Origin of the sequence: Sulfurimonas sp. ST-25 (genome assembly GCF_048079205.1) — a bacterium.
In the GTDB taxonomy this organism is placed as follows: Bacteria; Campylobacterota; Campylobacteria; order Campylobacterales; family Sulfurimonadaceae; genus Thiomicrolovo; species Thiomicrolovo sulfuroxydans.
Map to the genome: position 1 here is coordinate 2,130,886 of NZ_CP182225.1, position 22,397 is coordinate 2,153,282.

25 protein-coding genes are annotated in these 22,397 nt (G+C 60.4%); 3 read left to right on the plus strand and 22 right to left on the minus strand.

Annotated elements, in window-relative coordinates; genetic code table 11:
• Positions 1-41: 41 nt before the first annotated feature.
• Both ACM66T_RS11070 and ACM66T_RS11075 read right to left on the minus strand, forming a co-directional pair.
• The gene (locus tag ACM66T_RS11070; RefSeq protein WP_231019068.1) at positions 42-1,133 is read right to left on the minus strand and encodes an OmpA family protein; all 1,092 of its coding nucleotides are present in this window, start codon (positions 1,131-1,133) and stop codon (positions 42-44) included.
• A gap of 71 nt (positions 1,134-1,204) precedes the next feature.
• The gene (locus ACM66T_RS11075) at positions 1,205-1,885 is read right to left on the minus strand and encodes a dUTP diphosphatase (RefSeq protein WP_231019069.1); all 681 of its coding nucleotides are present in this window, start codon (positions 1,883-1,885) and stop codon (positions 1,205-1,207) included.
• A gap of 154 nt (positions 1,886-2,039) precedes the next feature.
• On the opposite strand from ACM66T_RS11075, the gene ACM66T_RS11080 reads away from it, so the two are divergent.
• Complete coding sequence (locus ACM66T_RS11080; protein ID WP_231019070.1) at positions 2,040-2,981, plus strand: carbon-nitrogen hydrolase family protein; 942 nt, start codon at positions 2,040-2,042, stop codon at positions 2,979-2,981.
• Here ACM66T_RS11080 and ACM66T_RS11085 read toward each other — a convergent pair.
• The 12 genes from ACM66T_RS11085 to greA all read right to left on the minus strand — a co-directional run bounded on the left by ACM66T_RS11085 (position 2,929) and on the right by greA (position 12,246).
• Entirely contained in the window at positions 2,929-3,390 is a 462-nt protein-coding gene (locus ACM66T_RS11085; RefSeq protein ID WP_231019071.1) for a pyridoxamine 5'-phosphate oxidase family protein, read from the minus strand. The genes ACM66T_RS11080 and ACM66T_RS11085 overlap by 53 nt on opposite strands.
• A gap of 65 nt (positions 3,391-3,455) precedes the next feature.
• Positions 3,456-3,680, minus strand: coding sequence for a hypothetical protein (locus tag ACM66T_RS11090; protein ID WP_231019072.1), 225 nt, complete (start codon positions 3,678-3,680; stop codon positions 3,456-3,458).
• A 93-nt stretch (positions 3,681-3,773) separates the two neighbouring features.
• Positions 3,774-4,499 (minus strand): SIR2 family NAD-dependent protein deacylase, encoded by a 726-nt coding sequence (locus tag ACM66T_RS11095; RefSeq protein WP_231019073.1) that lies wholly within the window; start codon positions 4,497-4,499, stop codon positions 3,774-3,776.
• Between the two features lie 100 nt (positions 4,500-4,599).
• Positions 4,600-5,310, minus strand: coding sequence for a hypothetical protein (locus tag ACM66T_RS11100; RefSeq protein ID WP_231019074.1), 711 nt, complete (start codon positions 5,308-5,310; stop codon positions 4,600-4,602).
• Between the two features lie 80 nt (positions 5,311-5,390).
• Positions 5,391-6,581, minus strand: coding sequence for a PatB family C-S lyase (locus tag ACM66T_RS11105; RefSeq protein WP_231019075.1), 1,191 nt, complete (start codon positions 6,579-6,581; stop codon positions 5,391-5,393).
• The gene (locus tag ACM66T_RS11110) at positions 6,568-7,203 is read right to left on the minus strand and encodes an ABC-type transport auxiliary lipoprotein family protein (protein WP_231019077.1); all 636 of its coding nucleotides are present in this window, start codon (positions 7,201-7,203) and stop codon (positions 6,568-6,570) included. The genes ACM66T_RS11105 and ACM66T_RS11110 overlap by 14 nt, the downstream gene beginning before the upstream one ends.
• The gene (locus ACM66T_RS11115; protein WP_231019078.1) at positions 7,200-8,168 is read right to left on the minus strand and encodes an MlaD family protein; all 969 of its coding nucleotides are present in this window, start codon (positions 8,166-8,168) and stop codon (positions 7,200-7,202) included. Before ACM66T_RS11115 ends, ACM66T_RS11110 begins: the two co-directional genes overlap by 4 nt.
• Positions 8,165-8,905, minus strand: a complete 741-nt coding sequence (locus ACM66T_RS11120) for an ABC transporter ATP-binding protein (protein ID WP_231019079.1) — start codon at positions 8,903-8,905, stop codon at positions 8,165-8,167. Before ACM66T_RS11120 ends, ACM66T_RS11115 begins: the two co-directional genes overlap by 4 nt.
• Before the next feature lies 1 nt (position 8,906).
• On the minus strand, positions 8,907-10,025 hold the full coding sequence (locus ACM66T_RS11125; RefSeq protein WP_231019080.1) for an MlaE family ABC transporter permease: 1,119 nt from the start codon (positions 10,023-10,025) through the stop codon (positions 8,907-8,909).
• Positions 10,026-10,030: 5 nt separating this feature from the next.
• Positions 10,031-10,774, minus strand: a complete 744-nt coding sequence (locus ACM66T_RS11130; protein WP_231019081.1) for a UDP-2,3-diacylglucosamine diphosphatase — start codon at positions 10,772-10,774, stop codon at positions 10,031-10,033.
• A complete protein-coding gene (gene argC, locus ACM66T_RS11135) occupies positions 10,764-11,771 on the minus strand; it encodes an N-acetyl-gamma-glutamyl-phosphate reductase (protein ID WP_416768931.1) in 1,008 nt (335 codons plus the stop codon). The genes ACM66T_RS11130 and argC overlap by 11 nt, the downstream gene beginning before the upstream one ends.
• The gene (gene greA / locus ACM66T_RS11140) at positions 11,764-12,246 is read right to left on the minus strand and encodes a transcription elongation factor GreA (protein WP_231021239.1); all 483 of its coding nucleotides are present in this window, start codon (positions 12,244-12,246) and stop codon (positions 11,764-11,766) included. Before greA ends, argC begins: the two co-directional genes overlap by 8 nt.
• 192 nt (positions 12,247-12,438) lie before the next feature.
• Between greA and ACM66T_RS11145 the strand changes: the two genes are divergently transcribed.
• A complete protein-coding gene (locus ACM66T_RS11145; RefSeq protein ID WP_231019082.1) occupies positions 12,439-13,788 on the plus strand; it encodes an NAD(P)/FAD-dependent oxidoreductase in 1,350 nt (449 codons plus the stop codon).
• 50 nt (positions 13,789-13,838) lie between these two features.
• On the opposite strand, the gene ACM66T_RS11150 is transcribed toward ACM66T_RS11145, so the two are convergent.
• Genes ACM66T_RS11150 through surE form a run of 4 tightly spaced genes read right to left on the minus strand, consistent with a single transcriptional unit; the run spans position 13,839 to position 17,508 of the window.
• Positions 13,839-14,786, minus strand: a complete 948-nt coding sequence (locus ACM66T_RS11150; RefSeq protein ID WP_231019083.1) for an AEC family transporter — start codon at positions 14,784-14,786, stop codon at positions 13,839-13,841.
• Positions 14,787-14,804: 18 nt separating this feature from the next.
• The gene (locus tag ACM66T_RS11155; RefSeq protein ID WP_231019084.1) at positions 14,805-16,094 is read right to left on the minus strand and encodes a redoxin domain-containing protein; all 1,290 of its coding nucleotides are present in this window, start codon (positions 16,092-16,094) and stop codon (positions 14,805-14,807) included.
• A complete protein-coding gene (locus ACM66T_RS11160; RefSeq protein ID WP_231019086.1) occupies positions 16,091-16,732 on the minus strand; it encodes a ThiF family adenylyltransferase in 642 nt (213 codons plus the stop codon). The genes ACM66T_RS11155 and ACM66T_RS11160 overlap by 4 nt, the downstream gene beginning before the upstream one ends.
• A gap of 2 nt (positions 16,733-16,734) precedes the next feature.
• Complete coding sequence (surE, locus tag ACM66T_RS11165; RefSeq protein WP_231019087.1) at positions 16,735-17,508, minus strand: 5'/3'-nucleotidase SurE; 774 nt, start codon at positions 17,506-17,508, stop codon at positions 16,735-16,737.
• Positions 17,509-17,582: 74 nt separating this feature from the next.
• Between surE and ACM66T_RS11170 the strand changes: the two genes are divergently transcribed.
• Entirely contained in the window at positions 17,583-17,963 is a 381-nt protein-coding gene (locus tag ACM66T_RS11170) for a hypothetical protein (RefSeq protein WP_231019088.1), read from the plus strand.
• Here ACM66T_RS11170 and ACM66T_RS11175 read toward each other — a convergent pair.
• The 4 genes from ACM66T_RS11175 to ACM66T_RS11190 are packed head-to-tail and all read right to left on the minus strand — an operon-like array spanning position 17,958 to position 22,331.
• Entirely contained in the window at positions 17,958-19,238 is a 1,281-nt protein-coding gene (locus ACM66T_RS11175) for an ArsS family sensor histidine kinase (RefSeq protein WP_231019089.1), read from the minus strand. The two genes, ACM66T_RS11170 and ACM66T_RS11175, sit on opposite strands and share 6 nt — an antisense overlap.
• On the minus strand, positions 19,235-19,903 hold the full coding sequence (locus ACM66T_RS11180) for a response regulator transcription factor (protein ID WP_231019090.1): 669 nt from the start codon (positions 19,901-19,903) through the stop codon (positions 19,235-19,237). Before ACM66T_RS11180 ends, ACM66T_RS11175 begins: the two co-directional genes overlap by 4 nt.
• 45 nt (positions 19,904-19,948) lie before the next feature.
• Positions 19,949-22,111, minus strand: coding sequence for a ferrous iron transport protein B (gene feoB / locus ACM66T_RS11185; RefSeq protein ID WP_231019092.1), 2,163 nt, complete (start codon positions 22,109-22,111; stop codon positions 19,949-19,951).
• The gene (locus ACM66T_RS11190; protein WP_231019093.1) at positions 22,104-22,331 is read right to left on the minus strand and encodes a FeoA family protein; all 228 of its coding nucleotides are present in this window, start codon (positions 22,329-22,331) and stop codon (positions 22,104-22,106) included. Before ACM66T_RS11190 ends, feoB begins: the two co-directional genes overlap by 8 nt.
• Positions 22,332-22,397: the final 66 nt, after the last annotated feature.

Below are 22,397 nucleotides of genomic sequence, written 5' to 3' on the forward strand. Positions count from 1 at the left end.
GGGTGTCGGCCCCTTCCCGCCGAGCAGCAGGACCCCGGCGTTTACTCGACGACGCACTCCGCCTCGACGCGACGGTTCTTTGCCCGTCCCTCCTCTGAGGCGTTGTCCGCCACCGGATCGCGCATGCCTCTGCCCAGTGCCACAATGCGTTTCTGATCGATCCCCGCCTTCACCAGCAGCGTTTTGACGGCCTCCGAACGGCGCGCGGAAAGTCTCTGGTTATAGGCGGGCGTACCGGAACCGTCCGTATACCCTCTCAATATGACCTTATAGGCGGGGTTCTCATTCAAAAAGCGCACCAGCACATGTATCTGCGTTTTTCGCGCTGCGGAAACCTCCGCAGAATCATAGGGAAAGTGTACGACCTGTGCCATCGTCACCGGGCACCCCTTCGCATCCACGCGCACGCCGCCCTTCGTGCCGAGGCAGTGATCTTCCGAATCGAGCACCCCGTCATCATCGCTGTCCGTCTCCTGTGGTCGCTCCGCGGCAGCCGCTACAGGTACAGCGTCTGGTTCAACTGTCTCCGGCTCCGGTGCAGCTTCGACGGCGTGCGCAGCGCTCTGCGTGTCACCAGCGCCGAACAGATAACTCACGCCGATCATCCCGAGCCATCCCGTTTCATTCTCATCCAGATTGAACCGTTTTTTCGCTTCCACGACGAGCTGCCATGCGTCATTCAGGGGAAATTTGCACCCGAGGCCCGGCAGGACCTGCCACTGATCCCGTCCGGTGACACCGCTGATCGTGCGGTACCCTACGGCCAGCGAGAGGTAGGGCTTCACGGCGCCAGACTCCGGGAAAAGATCATAATCGATGCCGGCCATATAATCCGTCACGTTGACATGCCCATGTCCGGGAAGATCATAGGCGGCATCGAACGCAGCCGACAGCTCGGCGACCGCCGACCATCTGCCGTAAAAGCGATAGGCGGCGCGCACACCCACGCCGGGGAACAGATCTTCTAACGGGTCGTTCTTCCCCTCCTGGAAAAGCGCGACCCCCATCAGCCCGATCTCGACCTTTTTCGGAGCGTCCGGGACGATATCGCGCACGCCTTCAGATTCCGCGCATAGCACCGCCCCCGCGAAAAGCGTGAAAAAGAGTCCTATGGTTGACATGATCTTTGCCATCATCACCCCCTTTTCTGAAGCACATTTCTTGATGCTTGTGTTGCGGCGAAGCCTCCCGCCGGCGTGCCAGGCTAGGCACCCGGATAGGATGCTTCGAGCCCCTCGTACAGTTCATCGGGCGTCATATCTCCCTTCTCTTCCCACAGCCGCTTCATCACGACGTTGTCCTCTTCCCCGTTCCAGATTTTGACGTAGTGCCCCTCTTTGTAACCGTGGTCCTGGCGGAACCGGTTGAGGATGTTCTTGCCGACGTAGAGACGGTAGAGCGACGTGAGGTCGAGGTTGCTCATACGGACCAGTTCGAAGAAGTCGGCCAGCAGCTTGGTCAGGTCGGGCTTGCCGTCGAGAGCATCTTTCATTACCGACTCCACCTGGGCCATCACCAGACGTTCGACGGCAAATCCTTCCGCCGCGTCGTTGAGCATCTCGTAAAAGGGCATGATCGCGATCGCCTTCGCCGCGTCATCGAGGCTGCCCAGATCGCGCTGCTTGTACTCCTGCAGCACCAGGCTCATGACGAAGTGCCAGACGTCCACGACCTCGATCTGCAGGTTGGCCCAGTCGGGGTCGGCGGCGATGTTTTTCCAGTGCTTCCATGCGAATGAATCGATCATCTCCGCGCACTCCATGTAGATGCAGCGCTTCCAGTTGATCGCCTTGCCGTTCTTGGTCGTACCCGCTTCCCAGTCTGCTCCGTTCGTGGCATCGTTAAGCTGCTGTTGCAGCTGCAGCATCTGTAAAGCTCTGTTCATGGGTACACTCCGTATTTTTGACGACATTCTACCGGGAATTCGATTCGAACCCCCTTCCCTTAGAGCGGCGCCCCTAACCGCGCGATAAAAGTTTCCTGTATAGGCATCGATGGGATAATGAAAGCATGGTCCTGCGGACCGGAAGGAGTCTGCCATGTCCTCCGCAACCTTCACTATCGCCGCCGTCCAGGCGGAGCCCGTTTTCCTCGACCCGGAGGGGAGCATAGGCAAAGCGTGCCGCCTCATCGCCGAAGCGGCGGAGAAAGGGGCGAAGCTCATCGTCTTCCCCGAAGCCTTCATCGCGGGCTATCCCGACTGGATCTGGCAGGTCCCTCCGGGCAATATGGCTCTCAACCAGTCCCTCTACGCCCGTTTCCTCGATGCCGCCGTCGCCCTCCCCTCCCCGGAGGTAAAGAGCCTCTGCGACGCGGCAGCAGCGGCGCACGTCTACCTGGCAATCGGCATCAACGAACGCAGCGCAAGCGGCGGTTCTGTCTATAACACCCTGCTCTTTATCGGGCCGGAGGGGCGCGTGCTCGGACACCACCAGAAACTCGTTCCGACTCTCGCCGAGCGCACGGTTTGGGCCTTCGGCGACCCCGCAACTCTGGAGGTGTACGACACGCCCATGGGCAGGCTCGGCGGGCTTATCTGCTGGGAGAACTATATGCCCCTCGTGCGCCAGAGCCTTTACGAGCGGGGCATCGCCCTCTATGCCGCACCGACCTACGATGAGGGGAGCGCCTGGCAGGCAAGCATGCGCCACATCGGCAAGGAGGGGCGCGTCTACATCGCCGGCTGCTGCATGATACTGCGCAAGCAGAGCGTGCTCGACGCCCTCCCCGAGCTTGAGCCCTATTACCGCGAAAGCGGCGAATGGATCAACAGCGGCAACAGCATGATCGCCGGTCCGAACGGCGAAGTGCTCGCCGAGCCACTCTACCAGAAAGAGGGGATCCTCTACGCCGAAATCGACCCCATGCGCCAGAAAGGGGCGAAATGGAACCTCGACGTCGCAGGCCACTACGCGCGCCCCGACGCCTTCAGGCTGGAGAGGGATTTTCTGAAAGGGGTGACGCCGGAGAGGGGGGAGTAGCTTCCCAGATGAGCTTCTTTCCGAAACCGAGCCGGTTGTCGGTCAGTTTCATCCAGGAGGGCTCCAGCCGCCACAGTGTCGGACGCATCACTTTGGCATAGGGGAAACGGGCAAAGTAGCAGCGCGCGTCCGCCGCATCGCCTACGACGATCCGGCCGCGGCACTGCAGCCCCCGGATCTTTCCGACCGTATCCGTTTCCAATGCGATGCCTGCCGCCACCGAAGGATTCGCTTTCATCTGGGCAGTATGCTCCGTCTCCTCCGACGAGGCGAATACGAAGCAGTTGCGCGCATCGTCATACGCGTAAAAAAGCGGTGTGGCGTAGGGAATGCCGTCGCGGCTCGTGGCGAGGGTCAGGACATGATGTCCCCGCACAAAGTCGGCGATGGTCTTAAGGGCGGAGCGCATCGCGACGCCCCGGGAAGAGAGGTAATAGCATAGAGGGATTATAGCGCGAAAATGCGCCGCATCCCTCAGGCGCAGCGTATCAGGTTAACATACCAGTCGTCGCGCATATAGCCGCGGCCGGGGATCAGAGAGAGCTGCATTGTCCCTTCGCAGCAGTGAACCTCGCTGATCAGCTCTTCGGGAACCTCGAGCTCTTCGCAGAGGTACTCTACCGCGACTTCGTCGCTGTCGATATCGGGCCAGCCCCAACCGTTTTCCAGATGATGGATTTCAAAGGTCGTCTCTTTCATTGCTCACTCCGGATGCAAGATGGCGCAATGATAATGGCGTTTCATCTCCTCCCTGTTACGGCAACGTCTCATTTCCATTTCATAACGCTGCCTTCATTCATGCAAAAAGCGTTCCACAAGCCCCGTCAGCGGTTCGGCCGCCGCCACGGCGCCCATCTGGAGGAAGTCGGAGAAGAAAGCGTCGATGTTCTGTTCGAAGGAACCAAACATCGTCACGTACTCCTCGCGACGGGGATTGACGAGCACGGAGTGTTCGAACTCCCGGGCAATGGGGACGATATCGATCACCTGCCCGCTGGTGCCGATGGCGACGAAGAGCTCCGCATCGTTCACCGCTTCGTAGATCCGACGGTACATCGGCGCGCTCTCGCCGAACATGACGACGTTATGGCGTACGGCGGCGCTCTCGCAGCGCGGGCAGCAGTCATCTTCCGTCTGCCCGGCATAGCCGATATCCCAAAGGTGCCCGCAGCTTTCGCAGCGCAGATCCCGCAGGGTACCGTGCAGGTGGATCACCTCGTCACACCCCGCCCGCTCCAGCAGGTCATCGACGTTCTGCGTCAGGTTCCAGATCTGCCCGGAGTAGCGCCGCTGCAATTCGGCGATGGCCCGGTGCATCGCATTGGGCGCTTTGTCCGCCAGATCGTGACGGCGGGCGTTGTAGAAACGGGTCACCAGTTCCCGGTCTGCTTCCCACCCCTCGGTCGAGCAGACCTGCATGACGTCGTACTCTTCCCACATCCCGTCGTGGTCGCGGAAGGTCCGCAGACCGCTCTCGGCGCTGAGGCCGGCACCGCTGAGGATCATCACTTTTTTCATGGCCGCTCCTTCGGTAACGCTACCCGGGAAAACGCCCGGTGCATTTCGTCAGGATACCATGTCAGCCGTAAACGGAATCGTGTGCCGACACCCGCACGGCTCAGTGGCGCTCGGCGAGGCGGGGCGCCATCATCTCCATCTGCATTTTGATCTTGTAGGTCAGCGGTTTCAGACTGCTGACATCGGCATAACCGACTGCTTTATAGGCATGTTTCACTTCCTCGAAATAAGCCTTGTACGCATCGAGGTACTCCAACAGGGGCGCTTCCATCTCCTCGTCGAGATAGAGTTCCGAGATGGTGACACTGACTTCGGTCCAAGCCGTATCGAACGTTTTAGCCAGCCGCGCATCCGGCTCCTTGACAAAGCGCCCTTTGACGCGGCTCAGCTCCCGCCAGCCGTGCAGCAGCTCCCGCAGTCCGATGCTGCCAAGACGCCTGTTGAACTCACCGAGGCCGTCGAGAAGCCGGCGGTAGTGCTGATGAAGCTCCGGCGCGCTCTTCTGCAACTGCGTGCCGATGCCCCGGACCGTCTCCTTGTAGGTATCCAGATCGCTGAGAAGCGCTGTGCGCTCCTGCTCCGGCAGGCCCAGCGTAAGCACTTCCGCCCGGATACGGGCAAGGCTCTGTTCCTGCCCCTTTATCAGCGCGTATTCGCCGCGCTTGGTGATCGCGCTGGCGTCGCTGGCATTCTCCTTGAACTGCTTCAGCAGACCCATCCGCTGCGACGCCTTCTCATGCGTATCCGTCTCGAACAGGCCGGCCTTCAGACCCGCAAACATACAAACCGACAGGAAAAGAACTTTCATCATGCCTCTCACACCCCCGTGGAGGCGCGAAAGAGCGCCCCCGTTTTTTCCGCGAAGTGTAGACAAAAGAGATTACGGTCCCGTTACAGACCCGGTATCGGCTCGAAACCGCGCAGTGCCCCCTCCAGCCTTTCCAGCGCCGCATCCATGGTCGGTGTCGGTACGGCGAAGTTGAGGCGCATGAACCCGCTCCCCTCCCTGCCGAACGAAATGCCCGGGCTCAATCCGAGGCGCGCCTCGGCGATGAAAAACTCCCGCAGGGCTTTGTCGGAGCCAAACCCCATCTTCCGGCAATCCAGCCAGGCAAGGTAGGTCCCCTCCGGCGGACGAAATCCGATCTGCTCGTAGCGTCCCAGCAGCTCTGAGAGCTTGTCGATGTTCCCCTGCAGGTGCACCAGCAGCCCCTCCAGCCACGCTTCGCCCTCCCGGTAGGCCGCTTCGAAGCCGGCATGGCCGAAGACGGTCCCCTGGGCGAAATGGATCGTGTCGTAGACCGCTTTGAACTCCGCACGCATCGCGGCATCCGTCATCGCCACGGTCGAGATCGCCAGTCCCGCGACGTTGAAACTCTTCCCCGGGCCGATCGCGGTCAGCGTGATCGCGCGGACGGCCTCCCCCAGGGCGATAAAGGGGGTATGACGATGGCCGGCAAACAGCAGGTCCGAATGGATCTCGTCGGCAAAGACCCTGATGCCGTGGCGCAGGCAAAGTGCCGCCAAAGCTTCGAGCTCCGCGCGCTCCCAGACGCGGCCGACGGGGTTGTGGGGGGAACAGAGCAGCAGGAGTTTCGTCTTCGGCGTGATCTGCTTCTCAAGCCCCTCCAGGTCAAAACGGTAAACTCCCTCCGCATCCTGCCGCAGGGGGTTGGAGAGCACTTTGCGGCCGCTGTGCCTGATCGTGCTGACAAAGGGGGGATAGATCGGGGGCTGGACGACGACCTCATCGCCCGGCGCGGTAAAGGCGGCGATGGCGGCGGAGATGGAGGCGACGACGGAGTGCGAATACAGAAGCTCCTCCGGTTCCAGCGTCACCCCGTGGCGGCGCGCCATCCAGCCGCACTGCGCTTCAAAGGCGCTACGGGGCATCTCCTCGTAGCCGTACACGGGGTGTTCCGCCCGCTTCATCACGGCATCGCGGACGCACTGGGGGGTCTCGATATCCATATCGGCCACCCACATCGGCAGGACGTCTTCCGTCCCGAAAAGCTTTTGACGCAGAGCGTACTTTTCGGCGTTGCCGCCGCTGCGCTCCGTGACGCGGTCAAAGATCGACATCGCTGCGGTCGACCTTTGCCTGCGCGTCACACTGCTGCACCAGCCACGCGATCAGTGCCGTTTTAAATTCGGAGACCCCTGCGCTCCACCCTTCCATCGCGCTTCGCACATCCGAAACAGCGCTCTTGTACCGGTAGGCGAAGGTCTTTTGCGCCAGGACACGCCGGCTGTATTGGTCGACGAGAACGGCATAAAGCATCAGCTCCGTTTCACCCGCCCCCGTTTCGCCGATCGTCTGCAGCATCTGTTCGATGCGCACTTCAAGCAGCCAGTCGTTCTTGGCCAGGGATTTGTACGGCACGACCCCGACGAAAAGTCGGCTTTCGATGACGCTCTTTTCGATCATCTGCTGGATCTGCTGCACCGGGGACTGTTCCCAGCGCGCCTGCGTATAGCGGTAGAAGCGGTGGTCCGACCCGGCGTAATGGATCGCGGTCCCCCCCAGCCACTGCGGAGCTTCGATAAGGGCGATGCGGATCACACGCTCCCGGCACCCCTCCGCACTGCTCACGACGATTTGCGCCCCGTCGTTGAGCCGGTAGCTCTGTACCGGCGGCGCTTCGCGCGTCAGGCTGCATCCGCTGACCAGCAGCGCCATCAGGACTCCCGTTATCCATTTCATTTCGCTTCTCCCGGTCCCACCTGCGGCGGTTGATGTTCAAAGAGCATATCCGAAGGGTTTTCACCATAGCGCAGCAGCATCTGGTTGAGCAGGGTCAGGCTCTGCTCCATCTGGCGCATCGTCACTTCGAACTGCGCCATGCCCGGCCCCATCGTCTCTTTGATGCTGTAATCGCCGTTTTTGTTCCGCGCATTGATCACCTCCAGCGTCTTGGCCATGGAGTCAAAACTCTCCTGCAAAGAGGCCAGAGAGACCTTGACCTGTCCCATCGCGGCGTCGCTGCTCTGCAGCAGTTGCGGGAGTGACGACGTCCTGGCATCGAGCGCCGTCGCCAACTTCCCGATCTTCCGAATGGTCCCGTCCAGATGCGCAAACCGTTCCTTGGTCAGCCCGGTGTCTATCTTTTCCACGATATTCGCACTGTGATAGAGCAGCCGGGTCAACTCCTCCTGGTTCTGTTCGCCGATCAGCTCCTTTAGGCGCAGCAGGAGCTCTGAGATGTTCTCGGATGCCGACCCGAAGGTACGCTCCAGGGTGACAAAAAAGGAGGGTTCGAAGGGGATTGTCGGCATGGCGTCCTCATCCTCTTTGGATCTGAGCAGCGGGGCGGCCTCGCTCCCGCGGCTCAGGTCCACGTAACTCAGCCCCGTAATACCCTGCGACTTGAGCTTGGCGATCGTATCCGTTTTCACCGGGGTCGTCTTCCACACATCGATGATGACCTCGATCTTCTCGATATTATTGGGACTGATGCGGATGGCACTGACTTTCCCGACCGTCACACCGCGGAACTTGACCGGGGAATCGACGTTGAGGCCCGACACGGACTCGCCGAACTCGATACGGTAGCTCTGCAGCTCATCCTTTTTCGCCGGCTGAAGCATCCAGATCACAAAAAAAGCCATCAGTGCCAATGAGAGCAGCACAAATATGCCGACGACCGTCTCGTTCGTTTTGGCGTTCACGACACGTCACCTCCAAAAAATGTACGGATAAACGGACTCGGCACCCCTTTGACCTCCGACAGCGTCCCCTCGGCGGCGATGCGCCGCTCGTCGATAATCGCCATACGATCGAGGGTCGTCTCGATCGAGGCGAGGTCGTGGGTGACCATTACTACGGTTAATTGTAGCATGTCCCGCAGTCGCATGATCAGGGCATCGAACTCCCGGGCCGAAACGGGGTCGAGCCCCGAGGTCGGTTCGTCCAGAAAAAGCAGCGGCGGGTCCAGAGCCAGGGCCCGGGCCAGGGCGACTTTCTTTTTCATCCCCCCGCTGAGCTGGGAGGGGTAGAGCTTCCCCTCTTTGGGCGTGAGCCCGACGATGTCGAGTTTGAAGGCAACGATCTCGTCGATCAGCGCGACCGGGAGCGCCGTGTACTCCTTGAGCATCACGGCAATGTTTTCGGCCACGTTCAGCGAGGTGAAGAGCGCATTGGACTGGAACAGCACCCCCCATCGGCGCCGCAGCGCCTGTGCCGCGTCGAAAGAGAGCCTGTCAAGCGGATCGCCGAAAAGGCGGATGCTGCCGCTCTGAAGCGGCTCGAGAAGGATGATCTCGCGCATCAGCGTCGATTTTCCGCAGCCGCTGGGGCCGAGGAAGCCGTAGATCTCCCCGGCATTAACGTGCAGCGACACCCCGTCATGCACCAGGCGCTCTCCGAAGCGCGTCACGACGTTTTCGACCTCTATGACCGCCGCCATCTCAGAACCCCAACTTCGTAAAGACGATGGAGAAGAGCGCATCGCAGATGATCACGGCAAAGATCGCCTCGACGACGCTTTTGGTCGTATTGATCCCGATACTCTCCGTATCGTTTTTCACCTTCAGACCTCGGTAGATCCCGATGGAAGCGATAAGCACGGCGAAGAAGGGCCCCTTCACCAGCCCGACCCAGAAGTGTTTGAGGGCCACCGCCTCGGTAAAGCGGTCCATAAAGAGCGTGACCGAAAGTCCCAGCTCCGTATGCGCGATCAGCATGCCGCCGAGCATGCCGAACCCGTCGGCGAAGAAGATGAGGATCGGCATCATGATGATCAGGGCGAAGAGGCGCGGCAGGACCAAAAAGGCATAGGGATCGAACCCCATCGTCCGCATCGCGTCGATCTCCTCGGTCATCTTCATCACCCCGATCTGTGCGGCGTAAGAGGAGCCGCTGCGTCCGGCGACGACGATGGCGGTCAGCATGGGGGCGAGTTCGCGCAGTATCGAGATGCCCAGCGCGTCGACAATGAAGATGTTGGCGCCGTAGGTTTTCAGCTGTACCGCCGACTGGTAGGCGACGACGACGCCGACAAGGAACATCGTCAATGCGATGATGCCCAGGGCCTTGATGGCGCTCTCCATAATCTGGTAGCCCGTCTCTTTGTAGCGGAACCCTACTTTGCGCGAAAGCAGGTGCATAAACGCCAGGAAGGTCCGGCCGATAAAGGCGACGATGCCCGCACCGTTGGCCGCCACCTCCGCCGCGTTCCGTCCCGTCTGCGCCAGGAGACCGGGAACGGGAACGGCAAAATCGATATCGGGGTGGCCGTAGCGCTGCGTCATCGCCAGCACCCGTTCAGTCTGGGCGTCCACCCCCTGCACCACCACGACATTGCCGGCCTCTTCCAGGCCGCGCCGGAGCCGCTGCAGCAGCAGGGCCCCCGCCGTGTCGATCTGTTCGATGGCCGAAAGCTCAAGGAGCACCTCGTACTCCTTCAGACGGGCCAGCTCCTCCCCGCTGATCGCCCCGGCGACCGCGTCAAGCGTCATGGCGTGCCACGGGCCGCTGCAGTGTACCGTCATCCCGCGTTCGGTCTTTTCGATCTGCAGCTGCGCCATGGCTCCTACCCCTCGTTCCACTCCTGCGCTTGCAGGGTAAAACCGTTTTGCTCGTTCCTAACGATAGCATAGTGAAGATTACAGGCAAATGCGGCGGGATTGAAGTAGCGCACACCGTCCACGTCGAACCGCTTCCCCTGGTGGTAGTGCCCCTCAATGAAAATGTCAACGTCTGCCAAGGCCAGCGGGGCGAGATGGGCCCGCACGAACGTCTCGAAACCCGCCATCGTATGGCAGTGGTTCTTCCGCTCCAGGTAGGCCTCGAGCTTCGCGATGATCCCGTTGCCGGTCAGGCGGTTAATGACACCCAGCAGACGCAGTACCGCGCCGTTTCGGATCAGCGCCGTGTAGATCCTGTAGGAGAGCGGCTGGTTGAAATCGCCGTGGGCCAGGAGCACGGCACGATCGGCGCAGCGGCAGGCAAAGGGCTGGTAGGAGAGCGGCACGACGGTGGCCTCCGGGAAGAGCGCGGCAAGGTTGTAGTCGTGATTGCCTTCGAGGTAGAGGACGGGAATACGGCGGCTGATGCGCTGCAGCACGGCAACGGCCTCGGCGTTCATCGCATGGGTCACCTTGATCTGCCCGAAGAGCAGATCGAAGATATCCCCCATCAGCAGCAGCTGCGGAACCGCCAGCCTCCCCGTATCGATCGCCAACAGGAGTGAGAGCAGCTGCGGGCGTGTTGCGGAGTAGTGGGCATCGCTGATCAGCAGGGCGCCGGGAAGGATCTCGTAGGGGTCACGGGACATAGGCGATGATCGGGATGCCCGTGTTCTCCTCCAGTCCCATCATCAGGTTCGCGTTGGCAACGGCCTGGGAAGAGGAGCCGCGGACAATGTTGTCCACGCTGCTGTTGACATAGAGCTTCTTCCCGCGGACCTTGGCGTAGATATCGCAGAAATTCGTCCCCGAGCAGGCTTTGATATCGACCGGGTTTTCAAAGACACGTACGAAGGGTTCGTCGGCATAGTACGCCTTCAGGACGGCGATCGGGTCGATCGCCTCTTTGAGCAGGGCGTAGGCGTCGATCAGCTCGCCCCGCGTCGCCGGGATCAGGTGCGGGACGAAGTTGATATCGAACGTCTTCCCGCTTTTGAGATAGAGCTTCTCCCCGATCTCCGGTTCATGGCGGTGCTCGAACGGTTTATACGCGAAGATGTTCTCATTGATCGAAACGAAATGGGTACTGGTCGTACACTTCTTGCCCGCCCCGCTGACGCCGCTCTTCGCGTCGATAAAGACCGGAAACGCTTCATCCATATAGTCGACGAACGGAAGCAGGCCGAGGATCGAAGCGGTCGGGTAGCAGCCCGGATTCGCAACGAGCCGTGCGGATCTGATCGCCTCGCGGTTGAGTTCGGGCAGGCCGTAGACGGCGTGTTCGAGGTTCTCCGGGTCGGTATGCGGCACGTAGTGGGCCTCGTACGTCTCGCGTTTCAGGCGGTAGTCCGCGGAGAGGTCGACGACTTTGACCCCCAGCGCCATCAGCTCTTTGACGAACCCCATCGCCGTCATATGCGGCAGGGCGAGGAACGCCAGCTCGCAGGAAGCGGCAACGGCCGCGGCATCCGCTTTGTGCACATCGCAGTCAAAGATCCCCTGCATCGCCGGGTGCAGCTCGGTCAGACGCATCCCCCCTTCGCTGGTGGCCACGTATGCCAGTTCAAAGCGGGGGTGCCCGACCAGAATTTTGACCAGTTCCAGGCCGGTATAACCGCTGGCCCCGATGACCGCGACGTTAATCATGGCACTCAAAGATGATCTCCTGGTATTTGACTTCGATGACCTCGAACTCTTTTGTCCCGCCGGGGAGCTTGGCTTTGAGCTCGTCGCCCTCCTCTTTGCCCAGCAGCTGCTTGGCCAGTGGAGAGGCAAAAGAGATCAGCCCCAGCTCGGGGTTGCTTTCGCAGCCGCCGACGATGGTGTAGGTCATCTCTTCGTCCGTCTCCATGTCGCACAGCACGACCGTCGAGCCGAAACTGACGCGGCTGTGTTCCAGGGTAGAGGGGTCCACGAGCTGCGCATTGCCCAGCATCTCGGCCAGCTCGCCCAGACGGTCGTCGATCTGCCCCTGGCGCTCTTTGGCGGCATGGTACTCCGCGTTCTCCTTCAGATCCCCCAGCGCCACGGCCTCTTCGATCGCCTTGACGATCTCCGGGCGTTCGACCGTTTTAAGATGGTTCAGCTCCGCTTGCAGTTTTTCGTATCCGAAGCGGGTCATCGGTTGTGGCTGGCTCAAAATCATTCCTCGTTTTTAGAGGAATTATAGCGCACATCGCTCTCCCTTGCCAGACCAAGCGCGCGGCACGAAACGGCGGGTTAATCATTTTTTGTCTACTATTTTGGTTTCAAGCGTATCCAAAACGTCCAACAAACGGTCTCTACCCGACCCCAATATACCGGAGCTATTATCATGAAATTTTCCCGCAGAGACGCCCTGAAACTCGGTGGAGCCCTTGCGGCCGCCATGGCGGCCGGCGGTACCGCCGAAGCCGCCGAGGCGACCCCGAAAACCGACACAGCCGACAGCCCGGCCCCGCTGCCAACTCCCAAAGGCCCCCGCGTCGTCGTTGTCGGCGGCGGGTGGTCCGGGCTCAGTATGGCGAAGTACACCAAACTTTTCGCCCCGACGGCCGAGGTCGTTCTCGTCGAACAGCGCGACGTTTTCATCTCCTGTCCCGTCAGCAATATGTGGCTGGTGGACAAGGTCGGCCTGGAGTTTATCACCCACGATTACTACCAGGCGGCCCAGCACCACGGCTACTCCTACTTCCATGCCGCGGCGACGGGCGTGGACAAAGTCAACAACACGCTGTATACGACGCGGGGCGATATCGCCTACGACTACCTGGTCCTCGCCCCGGGCATCGACTACGACTACTCCTTCTGGACCGACGACCCAGGTGTGGAGAACCGCCTTCGCCAGGAGTACCCGGCGGCGTTCCGTCCCGGCTCGGAACATATGACGCTCAAACGCAAGATCCACAGTTTCCAAGGGGGGACTTTCCTCCTTACCGTCCCCGGCGGGAACTACCGCTGCCTGCCCGCCCCCTACGAGCGCGCCTGTCTGATCGCGGACTATTTCAAGCACAACGGGATCAAGGGCAAAGTGCTCCTGCTGGACGAGAACAACGACATCACGATCAAAGCGCACGGCTTCCACACGGCGTTCGAGGAGCTCTACAAGGAGTACATCGTCTACGAACCCAACGCCGTCATCGAGGCGATCGACCTCGACAAGAAGCAGGTCAAAACGGAATTCGACACCTTCGCCTTCGACGACGCCTCTTTCTACCCCCATGTCCGGGGCGGTCGGCTTCTCGAGGTGTGCGGGGTCGCCAAGGATACCGTCTACAACCGGTTCGAGGGGGACATCGACCCGATGACCTACGAGGTCCGCGGCCATCCCAACATCTACATCACCGGCGATGCCCGCCCCACGGGCTTCTCCAAGTCGGGGAACACTTCGCTGAGCGAAGGGCAGAACGTCGCGAAAATGCTCGCCGCGAAGATCAATAAACAGGCCCCCCTCAAGTGGATGTCCCCGGTGACGCTCTGCATCTCCGCTGTCTCCGCCTTTCCCGAGCACGGGATCTTTATCCACTCCGAATACGCCTACAACCCGAAACACAAACAGTTCGAGTTCGCCACCCCGGTCACCGATGAACACTGGAAAGGCGAAGAGGGGCTGGAGAATGCCCGTAACATCTACGGCTGGGCGGAAGCCTGCTACATCGATATGTTCGGGGCCGCCAAGAGCTGAACCTCAACCAAACGCTCCCTATCGACTACCGGTACGGGTGCCGTTTCCCCCTACCCCAGAAGACGTATCATGACCGTCACCGTCACCATGCTGCCGAGCAGCGTGGCAAACACCAGATGTGAGGCGAGCGCAACGTCACAGCCGTAGCGCTTGGCGAAGGCGACGCTCAGCATCGCCGAAGGCATGGCGGACTCGATGACCAGCACCTGGAGCTGCCACGGTTCAAGCGCGACATAGTGGGCCGGCAGCGCAATAAGCAGAGGGGAAGCGACCAGTTTCAGGACAAGCACGACGGCAGCGATACCGGCGATCTCCCTGAGGCGGTCGAATCCGAGTGAAACCCCGACGAGCAGGGTGACCAGCAGCGTATTGGCCTTCGCGACGATCTGCACCGCGTCAAAGAGCGGTGAGAATACCATGCCCGTCACGGGCAACCCGGCAACGCTCCAGGCACTCCCCGCCGCAATGGCAATAAAGATCGGCGAACGGAAAAAGGCCGCCGCTCCGCTCCCGCCGGAACCCGACGCTTTTTTACCGCCGTAGTGCATGGCGATCATCGCCCCCAGCGTGAACAGCGGCAACCCCACCCCCAGTTCCGAGACCAGCGACGCTTCGGCCATCGCCGCCGCGTTTTTCCCAAAGACTTCCGCCACCAGGGGATACCCCAGGAGCGTGGAACTCCCGAAAACGGCCGCAAGGATAAAACTGCCCGTTTTCGGCGCGGAGAGTCCCATCACTCTGCTGGCAGCCCACGCCAGCAGGAAAAGAAGCAGTTCTCCCGCCAGCATCAGGCCCGTGACAAGCAGGTATTTCCACTCCAGCACGGCATGCGAAAGCGCATAAAAGATCAGCGCCGGCAGGGTCAGCTGCGTGATCATAGAGGCGAACAGCGAGCCGTGATCGGGGCTGAACATGCCCGAGCGGCGTAGAAAAGCGACGAGCAGAATGATACCGGTGAGCACCAGCATCGAGCTCAGCGTGTGCACATAAATATCCATGATGCCCCTCCGCGTGTTTCAGGCGATATAGGTCTCGAAAGACATAGATGACAAATCATACCTGATGACACGGTGCGCCCCGCTTTCGGCAATATAGAGGCTGCACCCCTGCTTGCACAATCCTGTAGGTTCGTTAAGTTCTTCCATCAGTGTCATCATCCGGCCGCTTTGAGGGTCGTACACCTTGAGCTTGCCGTTATAGGTATCGGCGATAAAGAGGCGCCCGCCGCCGCAGCCGTCCCCGATCCGGCCGCAGGTGATGCCCTGGGGATGCTGCAGCAGGATCGGGTCGCTGTCCGCGTCCCCCCAGGTGAACAGCCCCTCACCGACGAGAGTCTGCACGTGATCGTTCTCAATAGAGCGCAGAGCCGAGCTCTCCGCGTCGACGAACCAGAGTATGCCGTCATCGCAGCGCGTCATGCCCATCGGCTGGGCCAGCTGCGCCGCATCCCCCGCCCCGTCGCGCAGCGCTTCGAAGCGGTTGCCGTAGGTCTGCAGCGGACGCAGCGTCTCTTTATCGTAGACCGTGACGGTGTGCGCCCCCGCCTCGGCGATCGTGATCGTCTCTGCCTCCACAAGCAGTGCCGAGGGGGCGCGCAGCTGCTCGAACAGGACCGTCCGCTCCTCGCTGCGCAGATCGATGCGGCAGACGCTGCCGCCGGCGCGGTCGGCGATATAGAGCATCCCCTCCGAGAGGGCCAGGGCCGCGGGGGTCCGAAAGGGGGTAAAACGGCGGACAAGCCGCCCGGCCGCGTTGTATTCGCGCACATCCCCGCCCCCGCTGTTGGCTATGAACGTTTGTTCACCCGATACCAGCACGGCTTCGGGAAAGCGCAGCGGGCCCTTCAGTATCGCACTTTCGGCCGCGCCCTCCCGCGGGAGCAGGCCCAGCTTTTGAAGCGCCAGGTCGATGGCGACGCCTTGCGCCTCCCCCCGGAACGTCGCCGCGATGTACCCCTCTGCGTTGACCAGGACCATCGTCGGCCACGCCTTGACCGCGTATTGATCGACCAGGGCGCCCTCCGGGTCGTTCAACACTGGGTAGGTAATCCCCAGCCGCGCGACGGCGGCACGGACGGCGTCGACATCTTTCTCATGGGCGAATTTTCCGCTGTGCACCCCGATGACCTGCAGGCCGTCGCCGTAGCGGGCCTGCAGCCGTGAGAGCATCGGGAGGTTGTTCATGCAGTTGATGCAGCCGAAGGTGAAGAAGTCGAGCAGCACGGCCCGGGGGCGCAGACCGCGCAGGGAAAGCGGCCCTCCGGCGATCCACGCGCCGTGGTCGAGCTCGGGGGCGCGGACACTCATTTTGAACCGATGAGCCGCCGTACCGCCAGCGAGCACATGGTCAGACCGAAGGCGGCGGTCACCCCCATGAAACTCCCCTTGACTTTCACCCGCGGCGGTTCGCTGCTGAAGATGACCGGGTATTTCTTGCTGAAACGGCGCTTTTTGAGCTCGTAGCGCAGCTTGGAGGCGAAGCGGTCGCCGTGGGCCGTCCAGATGGTCCCCACCTCGATTTTTGTCGGGTCCAGCCGTTTGGCGGAGCCTGTCGCGCTGATCAGCTTCTTGTAGCACTTCTGCGCGAGGGCCAGCTTCGCCTTCGTATCGTCGATGGCGTCGAGCACAAGGTCGTAAGGCTCGAAGTCGAAGGCCTCCACCCACGCCTCGTCAATGCGTGTTTCGATCACGGTGATCTGCGGATAGTGGGTCTGCAGCGCCTTGACTTTCGACTCGCCGAGGTGGTGTTCGCTCCAGAGCTGGCGGTTCTGGTTGCTCTCGTCATAGGTGTCGAAATCAACGATGGTGATGTCATTCACCCCCGAACGGATCAGACAGTCCAGGCAGAAACTCCCGACCCCCCCGACGCCCAGCAGCAGCAGTTTTGCTCCCTGCAGCTTCTCAAAATCCTCTCCCAGGAGCATACGGGAACGTTCATAACGCACGCTCAGACTCCCAGCCAGGCATCAAGTGTGGGCATGGAAGCGTAGGCGCTCAGGTCCAGCATGATCGGCGAAACGGAGATGTGCCCACGCATCACCGCCTCGAAGTCGCAAAGCTCTTCGCGCCCCTCTCTGGCCTTGTACTCCAGAGGATGCAGGCCCAGCCAGTAGTACTCTTTGCCCCGGGGGTTGCGGTGCAGGTGGGCGTCGTTGGCGTAGAAGCGGTGGCCCGCGTAGGTTACTTTCGTTGCGGCCGACGTCACCTCCGGCGGGATATTGACGTTCAGGAACTGGCGCGGCGGCAGGGGGAATTCGGAAGCGAAGATCTTTTCCACGAGGTTGGAAACAGTTTCTTTCGCCAGCGCGAAATCCGGCAGGGGCTTTTCAAAGTCCATCACCTGTGAGACGGCGATGGCCGGCACCCCGTGCAGCACCGCCTCCATCGCCCCGGCCGCCGTGCCGGAGTAGGTAATGTCCTCGCCCATGTTCGAGCCCTTGTTGATGCCGCTGACGACGAGGTCCGGCTTTCGCCCCTCGAACATCGAGTGCAGCGCCAGGTAGATGCAGTCGCTCGGCGTCCCGTCGTCGAGCTTGAAAAAATCGTCGCCGACGCTGATAAAACTGAGCGGGTGCGACAGGGTCAGGGAGTGGCCGCAGGCCGATTTCTCGCTCGAAGGCGCGACGACGGTCACCTGGCCGTGGGGCCGGAGTGCTTCCACCAGTGCCAGCAGCCCTTCCGATTCGTATCCGTCATCGTTGGTGACCAGAATTTGCTTCACGTTGTTTTTCCTTATGGGTTGTGATATTATTATTTTGTATAACTTGATTTTATTCTGAGATCGGAGTTCGTCCCATGCCTATGACACAACAGCATAACGGGGATATACACGTCCCGAAATCTTTTGCAAAACAAGAAGTCGACCTCACCAAGGTCTTTCCCATGCCGGAAGGGTATGAGCACCTCTTTCTTGGACTCTATTTTATCACGATCCCCTATGTCGCGGGGCTGTTCTTTCTGTTTATCTTTATCGCCAAGGGGAGTTTCAACAACTTCTTCTCCCTCGATATCGCCATGTTCGCCGCCGTCTGGGCGATCGGGTACGAGGTCTGCGCCGCCGTCGCCCTGACGGTCATCTTCTATAAGATGTTCCGCTACCACCGAACCCACAAAAGCCTCGTCCGCACGAAGGAGCGCAAAACGAAACCCCTGCACGAGGTGCATAACCTCTCATAGCGCAGTAATATAGAAGCGGTTGACCCCGTCGTCGTATGCGTAGGCCAGCTGCAGATCGTGAGCGTGCAAGATCGCATCCACCAGGTAGAGCCCCAGCCCGAAGCTGTTGCGCGCCGGGTGTTCCTTCGTGAAAGGCTCCACGTAATAGCGCAGCGGGTGGCGCAGCTTCTCCCCCCTGTTTTCGAAGACGAGTTCTTTGCCCTCCATGCTTATTGCCACCCGTTTGTCCGGCGAATACTTCACGCCGTTGTCGATCATATTTTTGATGACCGTCGCCATCATCGTGAAATCGCAGGCCATCCGCTCGCTGCTGTCGACATCGACGCTGATCATCTCCGGCTCCAGCATGGACTGGTCGATCGCCTCGTCGATCAGGTCCACCAGCCGGTAGGTCCCGATGTTCTTGTTGCCGAAGCCCGAGGAGGCCTCCTCGATCATCGCGAACTCGTTGATGAGCTGCTCGAGGCGCAGGAAAATATTGTTGAATCTCGCTTTCTGCTTGGGTTCGGCGAGCAGCTCCGCGGAGATCCGCCCCTTGGCGATGGGCGTTTTGAGCTCATGCATCACGTTGCGCAGGAAGAGAGTCCGGGATTCGATGAGGGTATTGATATTCTTGCGCGCCTGCTCGAGCTCGTTGGCGAGGATGGCGATCTCGTTGCCCCCTCTCATTTCGAACACGACGTCCCTGTCGCCGCCGGCGTAGCGGATCACCCGCTTTGTCAGGATGCGCAGGGGACGGATCCGGCGCCAGATGATGAAGACCGCCCAGGCGATCACGAAGACGATCGTTAGATAGGCGCTGAGCAGATGGGTCGGGAAATAGGGGCGGAGCTGTTCATCCAGCAGCAGGAACCTCCCCTGGGGCGTCTCCAGGAAAAAGTAGATCTTCCCCTCCGACTCCAGCATCGTCGCCCGAAGGTCGCTGACCCGGTCCAGGGCGTGCATCGCCTCGTTCGAAAAGTGCATAGTGCGCACCACTTCCTGGAACCCGACGCGCTTGAGGACGTCGGCTTTGTCGAAAACGGCCCGGACCGCTTTGTCACCCTGGATGTGCGACAAGCCGTAGACGGCGAGGTTTGCCTCCAGGATCGCCTCGGAGGTATGCTTCATCATATGCTCGCGGTAGATCTGCGTAATGACGGTGTACTTGTTGAAAATGTTGTCGATGTACTGGGCGCGGTTGTTCTTGTAGAATTCCCAGAAGACGAAGGTGACGCTGATCAGCGTCACCGCGAAAGCGAAAAGGATGGTCAGTAAGACGGCATTGCGCCTCATTTGATAAGCTTGTAGCCGATGCCCCGCACCGATTCGATCAGGGATTTATCTCCGAGCTTGTTGCGGATCCGCCCGACCATGACATCGATGCTCTTGTTCGAGGAGTCCTCGTTGATCGCGTTGACGTTGAGGATGATATCCTCGCGGGAGACGACCATCCCCTCTTTTTTGATCATAAAGGCGAGGATGCCGTACTCCGCGTTGGTCAGGTCCAGCGCGCGCCCCTTGTAGCTGATCTGCATCGCCCCCTCATCGAGCTTGAAATCGCTGTGGTGCTCCTGGGCCTGTTTGGCTTCCGTTTTCGCGGCATACCGGCGCAGCACCGAACTGATGCGGGCTTCGAGTTCGCGGGGGTCGTAGGGTTTGGGGAGGTAGTCATCGGCGCCCAGCTCCAGGGCGTTAACCTTGTCGGTGACGTCCGAGCGGGCCGAGGAGATGATGATGGGGATGTCCTGGCGTTCGCGGATCGCTTCACAGACCTCGAGCCCGTCCATCCCCGGCAGCGTCAAGTCGAGGATGACCAGATCATAGGGTTTGAGTTTGAGGATGCTCAGCGCCTTGAAGGGGTCGTCCTCCGTTTCGATCTCGTACCCGAACTGCTCAAGGTACTCGGTCAGGATCTCCGCAAGCTCCAGATCGTCTTCAATCATCAGTATCTTTTTCATGCGAGCATTTTATCCCAGCAGCATTAACTTTTAGCTAACGGTCCCCTAGTGCGGCAGCAGGGCCTCAGCCCCCGTCAGCATGAGGGTAAGATGGTAGGCGACAAAGGCAAGCGTATAGGCCGTCGCCGTCGTAAACATGAAAAGATAGATGAAATATTTGATCCCGCCCGCTTCCCGGGTAAAGACGACCGAGGCCGCCAGACAGGGGAGGTAGAGCATGATCACGACGATAAAGGCAACGGCCGAAGCAAAGGGGATATGCGCGCGGATGGCGCTGATAAGGGTTTTGTCCGTTTCCGTCACCCCCTCGCCGACGGCATAGAGCACCCCCAAGGTCGAAACGACGACCTCTTTGGCCGCCAGTCCCGTCTGCAGGGCGATGGCCATTTTCCAGTCCAGCCCGATCGGGGTAAAGAACGGTTCGATCGCCTTACCGATGCGTCCCAGGTAGCTCTGTTCGAGCTGGGCCGCATCCGCTTCGACGGCCAGGTGCGCCGCCGCACTCCGGTCTGCGGCCTGTTCAATCTTCGCGCTGTAAGCCGCCTCGATCTCATGCGAGTGGGGGTAGCTGCTCAGGAACCAGACCAGCATCGATGCCCCGGCGATGAAGGTTCCCGCTTTTTTCAGGTACATCAGGGTCTTGGTCAGCACCGTGTGCCAGATAAGCTTGACCGACGGCAGGCGGTATTTCGGCATCTCCATGACGAAGGGTTCGTCCTGGCCGCGGAAGGCCGTCAGCTTGAGGACCTTCGCTGCAACCAATCCGATCATCGCCCCGGCGATGTAGATGGCGAAAAGGACGTTGCCCGCGATGCTCGGCGCGAAGAAGGCCCCCGTAAAGAGCACGTAGACCGGCAGACGCGCACCGCAGCTCATGAAGCCGATGATAAAGAGCGTCAACAGGCGGTCGCTGTCGTTCTTCAGAATCCGCGCCGACATATAGGCGGGGATGGAGCATCCGAACCCCGTCACCAATGGAATAAAGGACTGCCCGTGCAGGCCGAATTTGTGGAAGACGCCGTCGAGCAGGAACGCGACCCGCGACATATACCCCGTCGATTCGAGCAGGGCGATCCCGATAAAGAGGATGATAATATTCGGCGTAAAGAGGACCACCGCCCCCACCCCGGCGATGACGCCGTCGACGATCAGGGAGCGGATATCGGCGTTGGGGATCGTCGCGCCCACCGTCTCGCCAAACCAGCCGAAGAAGGCGTCGATCCACTCCATCGGGATATTGCCGATCTCGAAAGTGAGCTGGAAGAGCCCCCACATCAGAAAGAGGAAGATCGGGATCCCCAGTACGGGGTGAATGAGCAGGTCGTCCACCCGCTCGGTGAGGCTCTTCTTCTCGATGGGCTGTTCGGTCTGGCGGACCGTTTCCGTGATGACCCCCCGGATGAACGCGGCATACTCCTCGGCGAAAACCTCTTTGACATCATCCGTATCATGGTGCGTCTCGATATGCTTGTCCGCTTCGATGAGCAGCGGCTGCAGCTCCGTCCAGAGCGGCAGGTCATGCAGGGTGCGGTAGGTCTTCTTCTCGTTCTGGAGCAGGTTGATCGCGATGTTGCGGTTGGAGATCGCCGCCTTGAAGCGGTGCTCGTCAAGGTAGGAGGCAATGATATCGATCTCCTCTTCCACGGCCTGGGAGAAGATCAGCTTCGGCTCCTGATAGGGGGTCTCGTGGGTGGCGATCACCGCTTCGATCAGCGTCTCGATCCCCATCTTGGCCGCCGCGGAGACCCGTACCGCGGTGAGGCCGAGCAGCGTCGAGAGGTAGTCGTAGTCGATCCGGATTCCCTCCCGGTCCGCCTCGTCGCTCATATTGAGCGCCAGTACCATCTTCTTGTTCATCGTCATCAGCTCGGCGGTGAGCTGCAGGTTCTTCTCCAGGTTCGTCGAATCGACGACGTTGATCATCAGGTCATACTCTTCGTTGCACAGAAAGTCGTGGGTCACGCGCTCTTCGATAGAGTAGTCGGTAAAGGCGTAGGTGCCCGGCAGGTCCACGATGGTAAAGTGGTAATCCTTGTAGTCGAAAAAGACCTCGGATTTTTCAACCGTCACCCCGCTGAAATTGCCCACGTGCAGGCGGGCATCGCTGATGGCGTTGATCAGCATGCTCTTGCCGACGTTTGGCTGGCCGACGAGGGCGATGCGGATATGTTTTTCGGTGACGGGACAGACGGGGGCGGTGTTAGGCATCGGCGGTAACCTCGATCAGTTCGGCTTCCTCTTTACGCAGGGCGAGGCGCATCCGCCCTATCTTGATCTCGACGGTGCTTTTGGCAGGCGCGAAACCCATCAGCTCCACCCGGGCCCCTTTCATGACCCCGAAGGAGACAAGACGCTGTTTCAATGGCCCCTGGGCATGCAGCTTGACGATGGTAGCGCTGCACCCTTTCATACACTCTGTCAATTTCACTGTTACCCGAGTCCCGTCCTGATTGGTTTCTAAATGATAATAAAAATCAAATTAATTTAGACTAAA

Coding starts and splice junctions, on each gene's coding strand:
- ACM66T_RS11070 (WP_231019068.1), bottom strand. CDS start 1,133: ATGGCAAAGATCATGTCAACCATAGGACTCTTTTTCACGCTTTTCGCG.
- ACM66T_RS11075 (WP_231019069.1), bottom strand. CDS start 1,885: ATGAACAGAGCTTTACAGATGCTGCAGCTGCAACAGCAGCTTAACGAT.
- ACM66T_RS11080 (WP_231019070.1), top strand. CDS start 2,040: ATGTCCTCCGCAACCTTCACTATCGCCGCCGTCCAGGCGGAGCCCGTT.
- ACM66T_RS11085 (WP_231019071.1), bottom strand. CDS start 3,390: ATGCGCTCCGCCCTTAAGACCATCGCCGACTTTGTGCGGGGACATCAT.
- ACM66T_RS11090 (WP_231019072.1), bottom strand. CDS start 3,680: ATGAAAGAGACGACCTTTGAAATCCATCATCTGGAAAACGGTTGGGGC.
- ACM66T_RS11095 (WP_231019073.1), bottom strand. CDS start 4,499: ATGAAAAAAGTGATGATCCTCAGCGGTGCCGGCCTCAGCGCCGAGAGC.
- ACM66T_RS11100 (WP_231019074.1), bottom strand. CDS start 5,310: ATGATGAAAGTTCTTTTCCTGTCGGTTTGTATGTTTGCGGGTCTGAAG.
- ACM66T_RS11105 (WP_231019075.1), bottom strand. CDS start 6,581: ATGTCGATCTTTGACCGCGTCACGGAGCGCAGCGGCGGCAACGCCGAA.
- ACM66T_RS11110 (WP_231019077.1), bottom strand. CDS start 7,203: ATGAAATGGATAACGGGAGTCCTGATGGCGCTGCTGGTCAGCGGATGC.
- ACM66T_RS11120 (WP_231019079.1), bottom strand. CDS start 8,905: ATGGCGGCGGTCATAGAGGTCGAAAACGTCGTGACGCGCTTCGGAGAG.
- ACM66T_RS11125 (WP_231019080.1), bottom strand. CDS start 10,025: ATGGCGCAGCTGCAGATCGAAAAGACCGAACGCGGGATGACGGTACAC.
- ACM66T_RS11130 (WP_231019081.1), bottom strand. CDS start 10,774: ATGTCCCGTGACCCCTACGAGATCCTTCCCGGCGCCCTGCTGATCAGC.
- argC (WP_416768931.1), bottom strand. CDS start 11,771: ATGATTAACGTCGCGGTCATCGGGGCCAGCGGTTATACCGGCCTGGAA.
- greA (WP_231021239.1), bottom strand. CDS start 12,246: ATGACCCGCTTCGGATACGAAAAACTGCAAGCGGAGCTGAACCATCTT.
- ACM66T_RS11145 (WP_231019082.1), top strand. CDS start 12,439: ATGAAATTTTCCCGCAGAGACGCCCTGAAACTCGGTGGAGCCCTTGCG.
- ACM66T_RS11150 (WP_231019083.1), bottom strand. CDS start 14,786: ATGGATATTTATGTGCACACGCTGAGCTCGATGCTGGTGCTCACCGGT.
- ACM66T_RS11155 (WP_231019084.1), bottom strand. CDS start 16,094: ATGAGTGTCCGCGCCCCCGAGCTCGACCACGGCGCGTGGATCGCCGGA.
- ACM66T_RS11170 (WP_231019088.1), top strand. CDS start 17,583: ATGCCTATGACACAACAGCATAACGGGGATATACACGTCCCGAAATCT.
- ACM66T_RS11175 (WP_231019089.1), bottom strand. CDS start 19,238: ATGAGGCGCAATGCCGTCTTACTGACCATCCTTTTCGCTTTCGCGGTG.
- ACM66T_RS11180 (WP_231019090.1), bottom strand. CDS start 19,903: ATGAAAAAGATACTGATGATTGAAGACGATCTGGAGCTTGCGGAGATC.
- feoB (WP_231019092.1), bottom strand. CDS start 22,111: ATGCCTAACACCGCCCCCGTCTGTCCCGTCACCGAAAAACATATCCGC.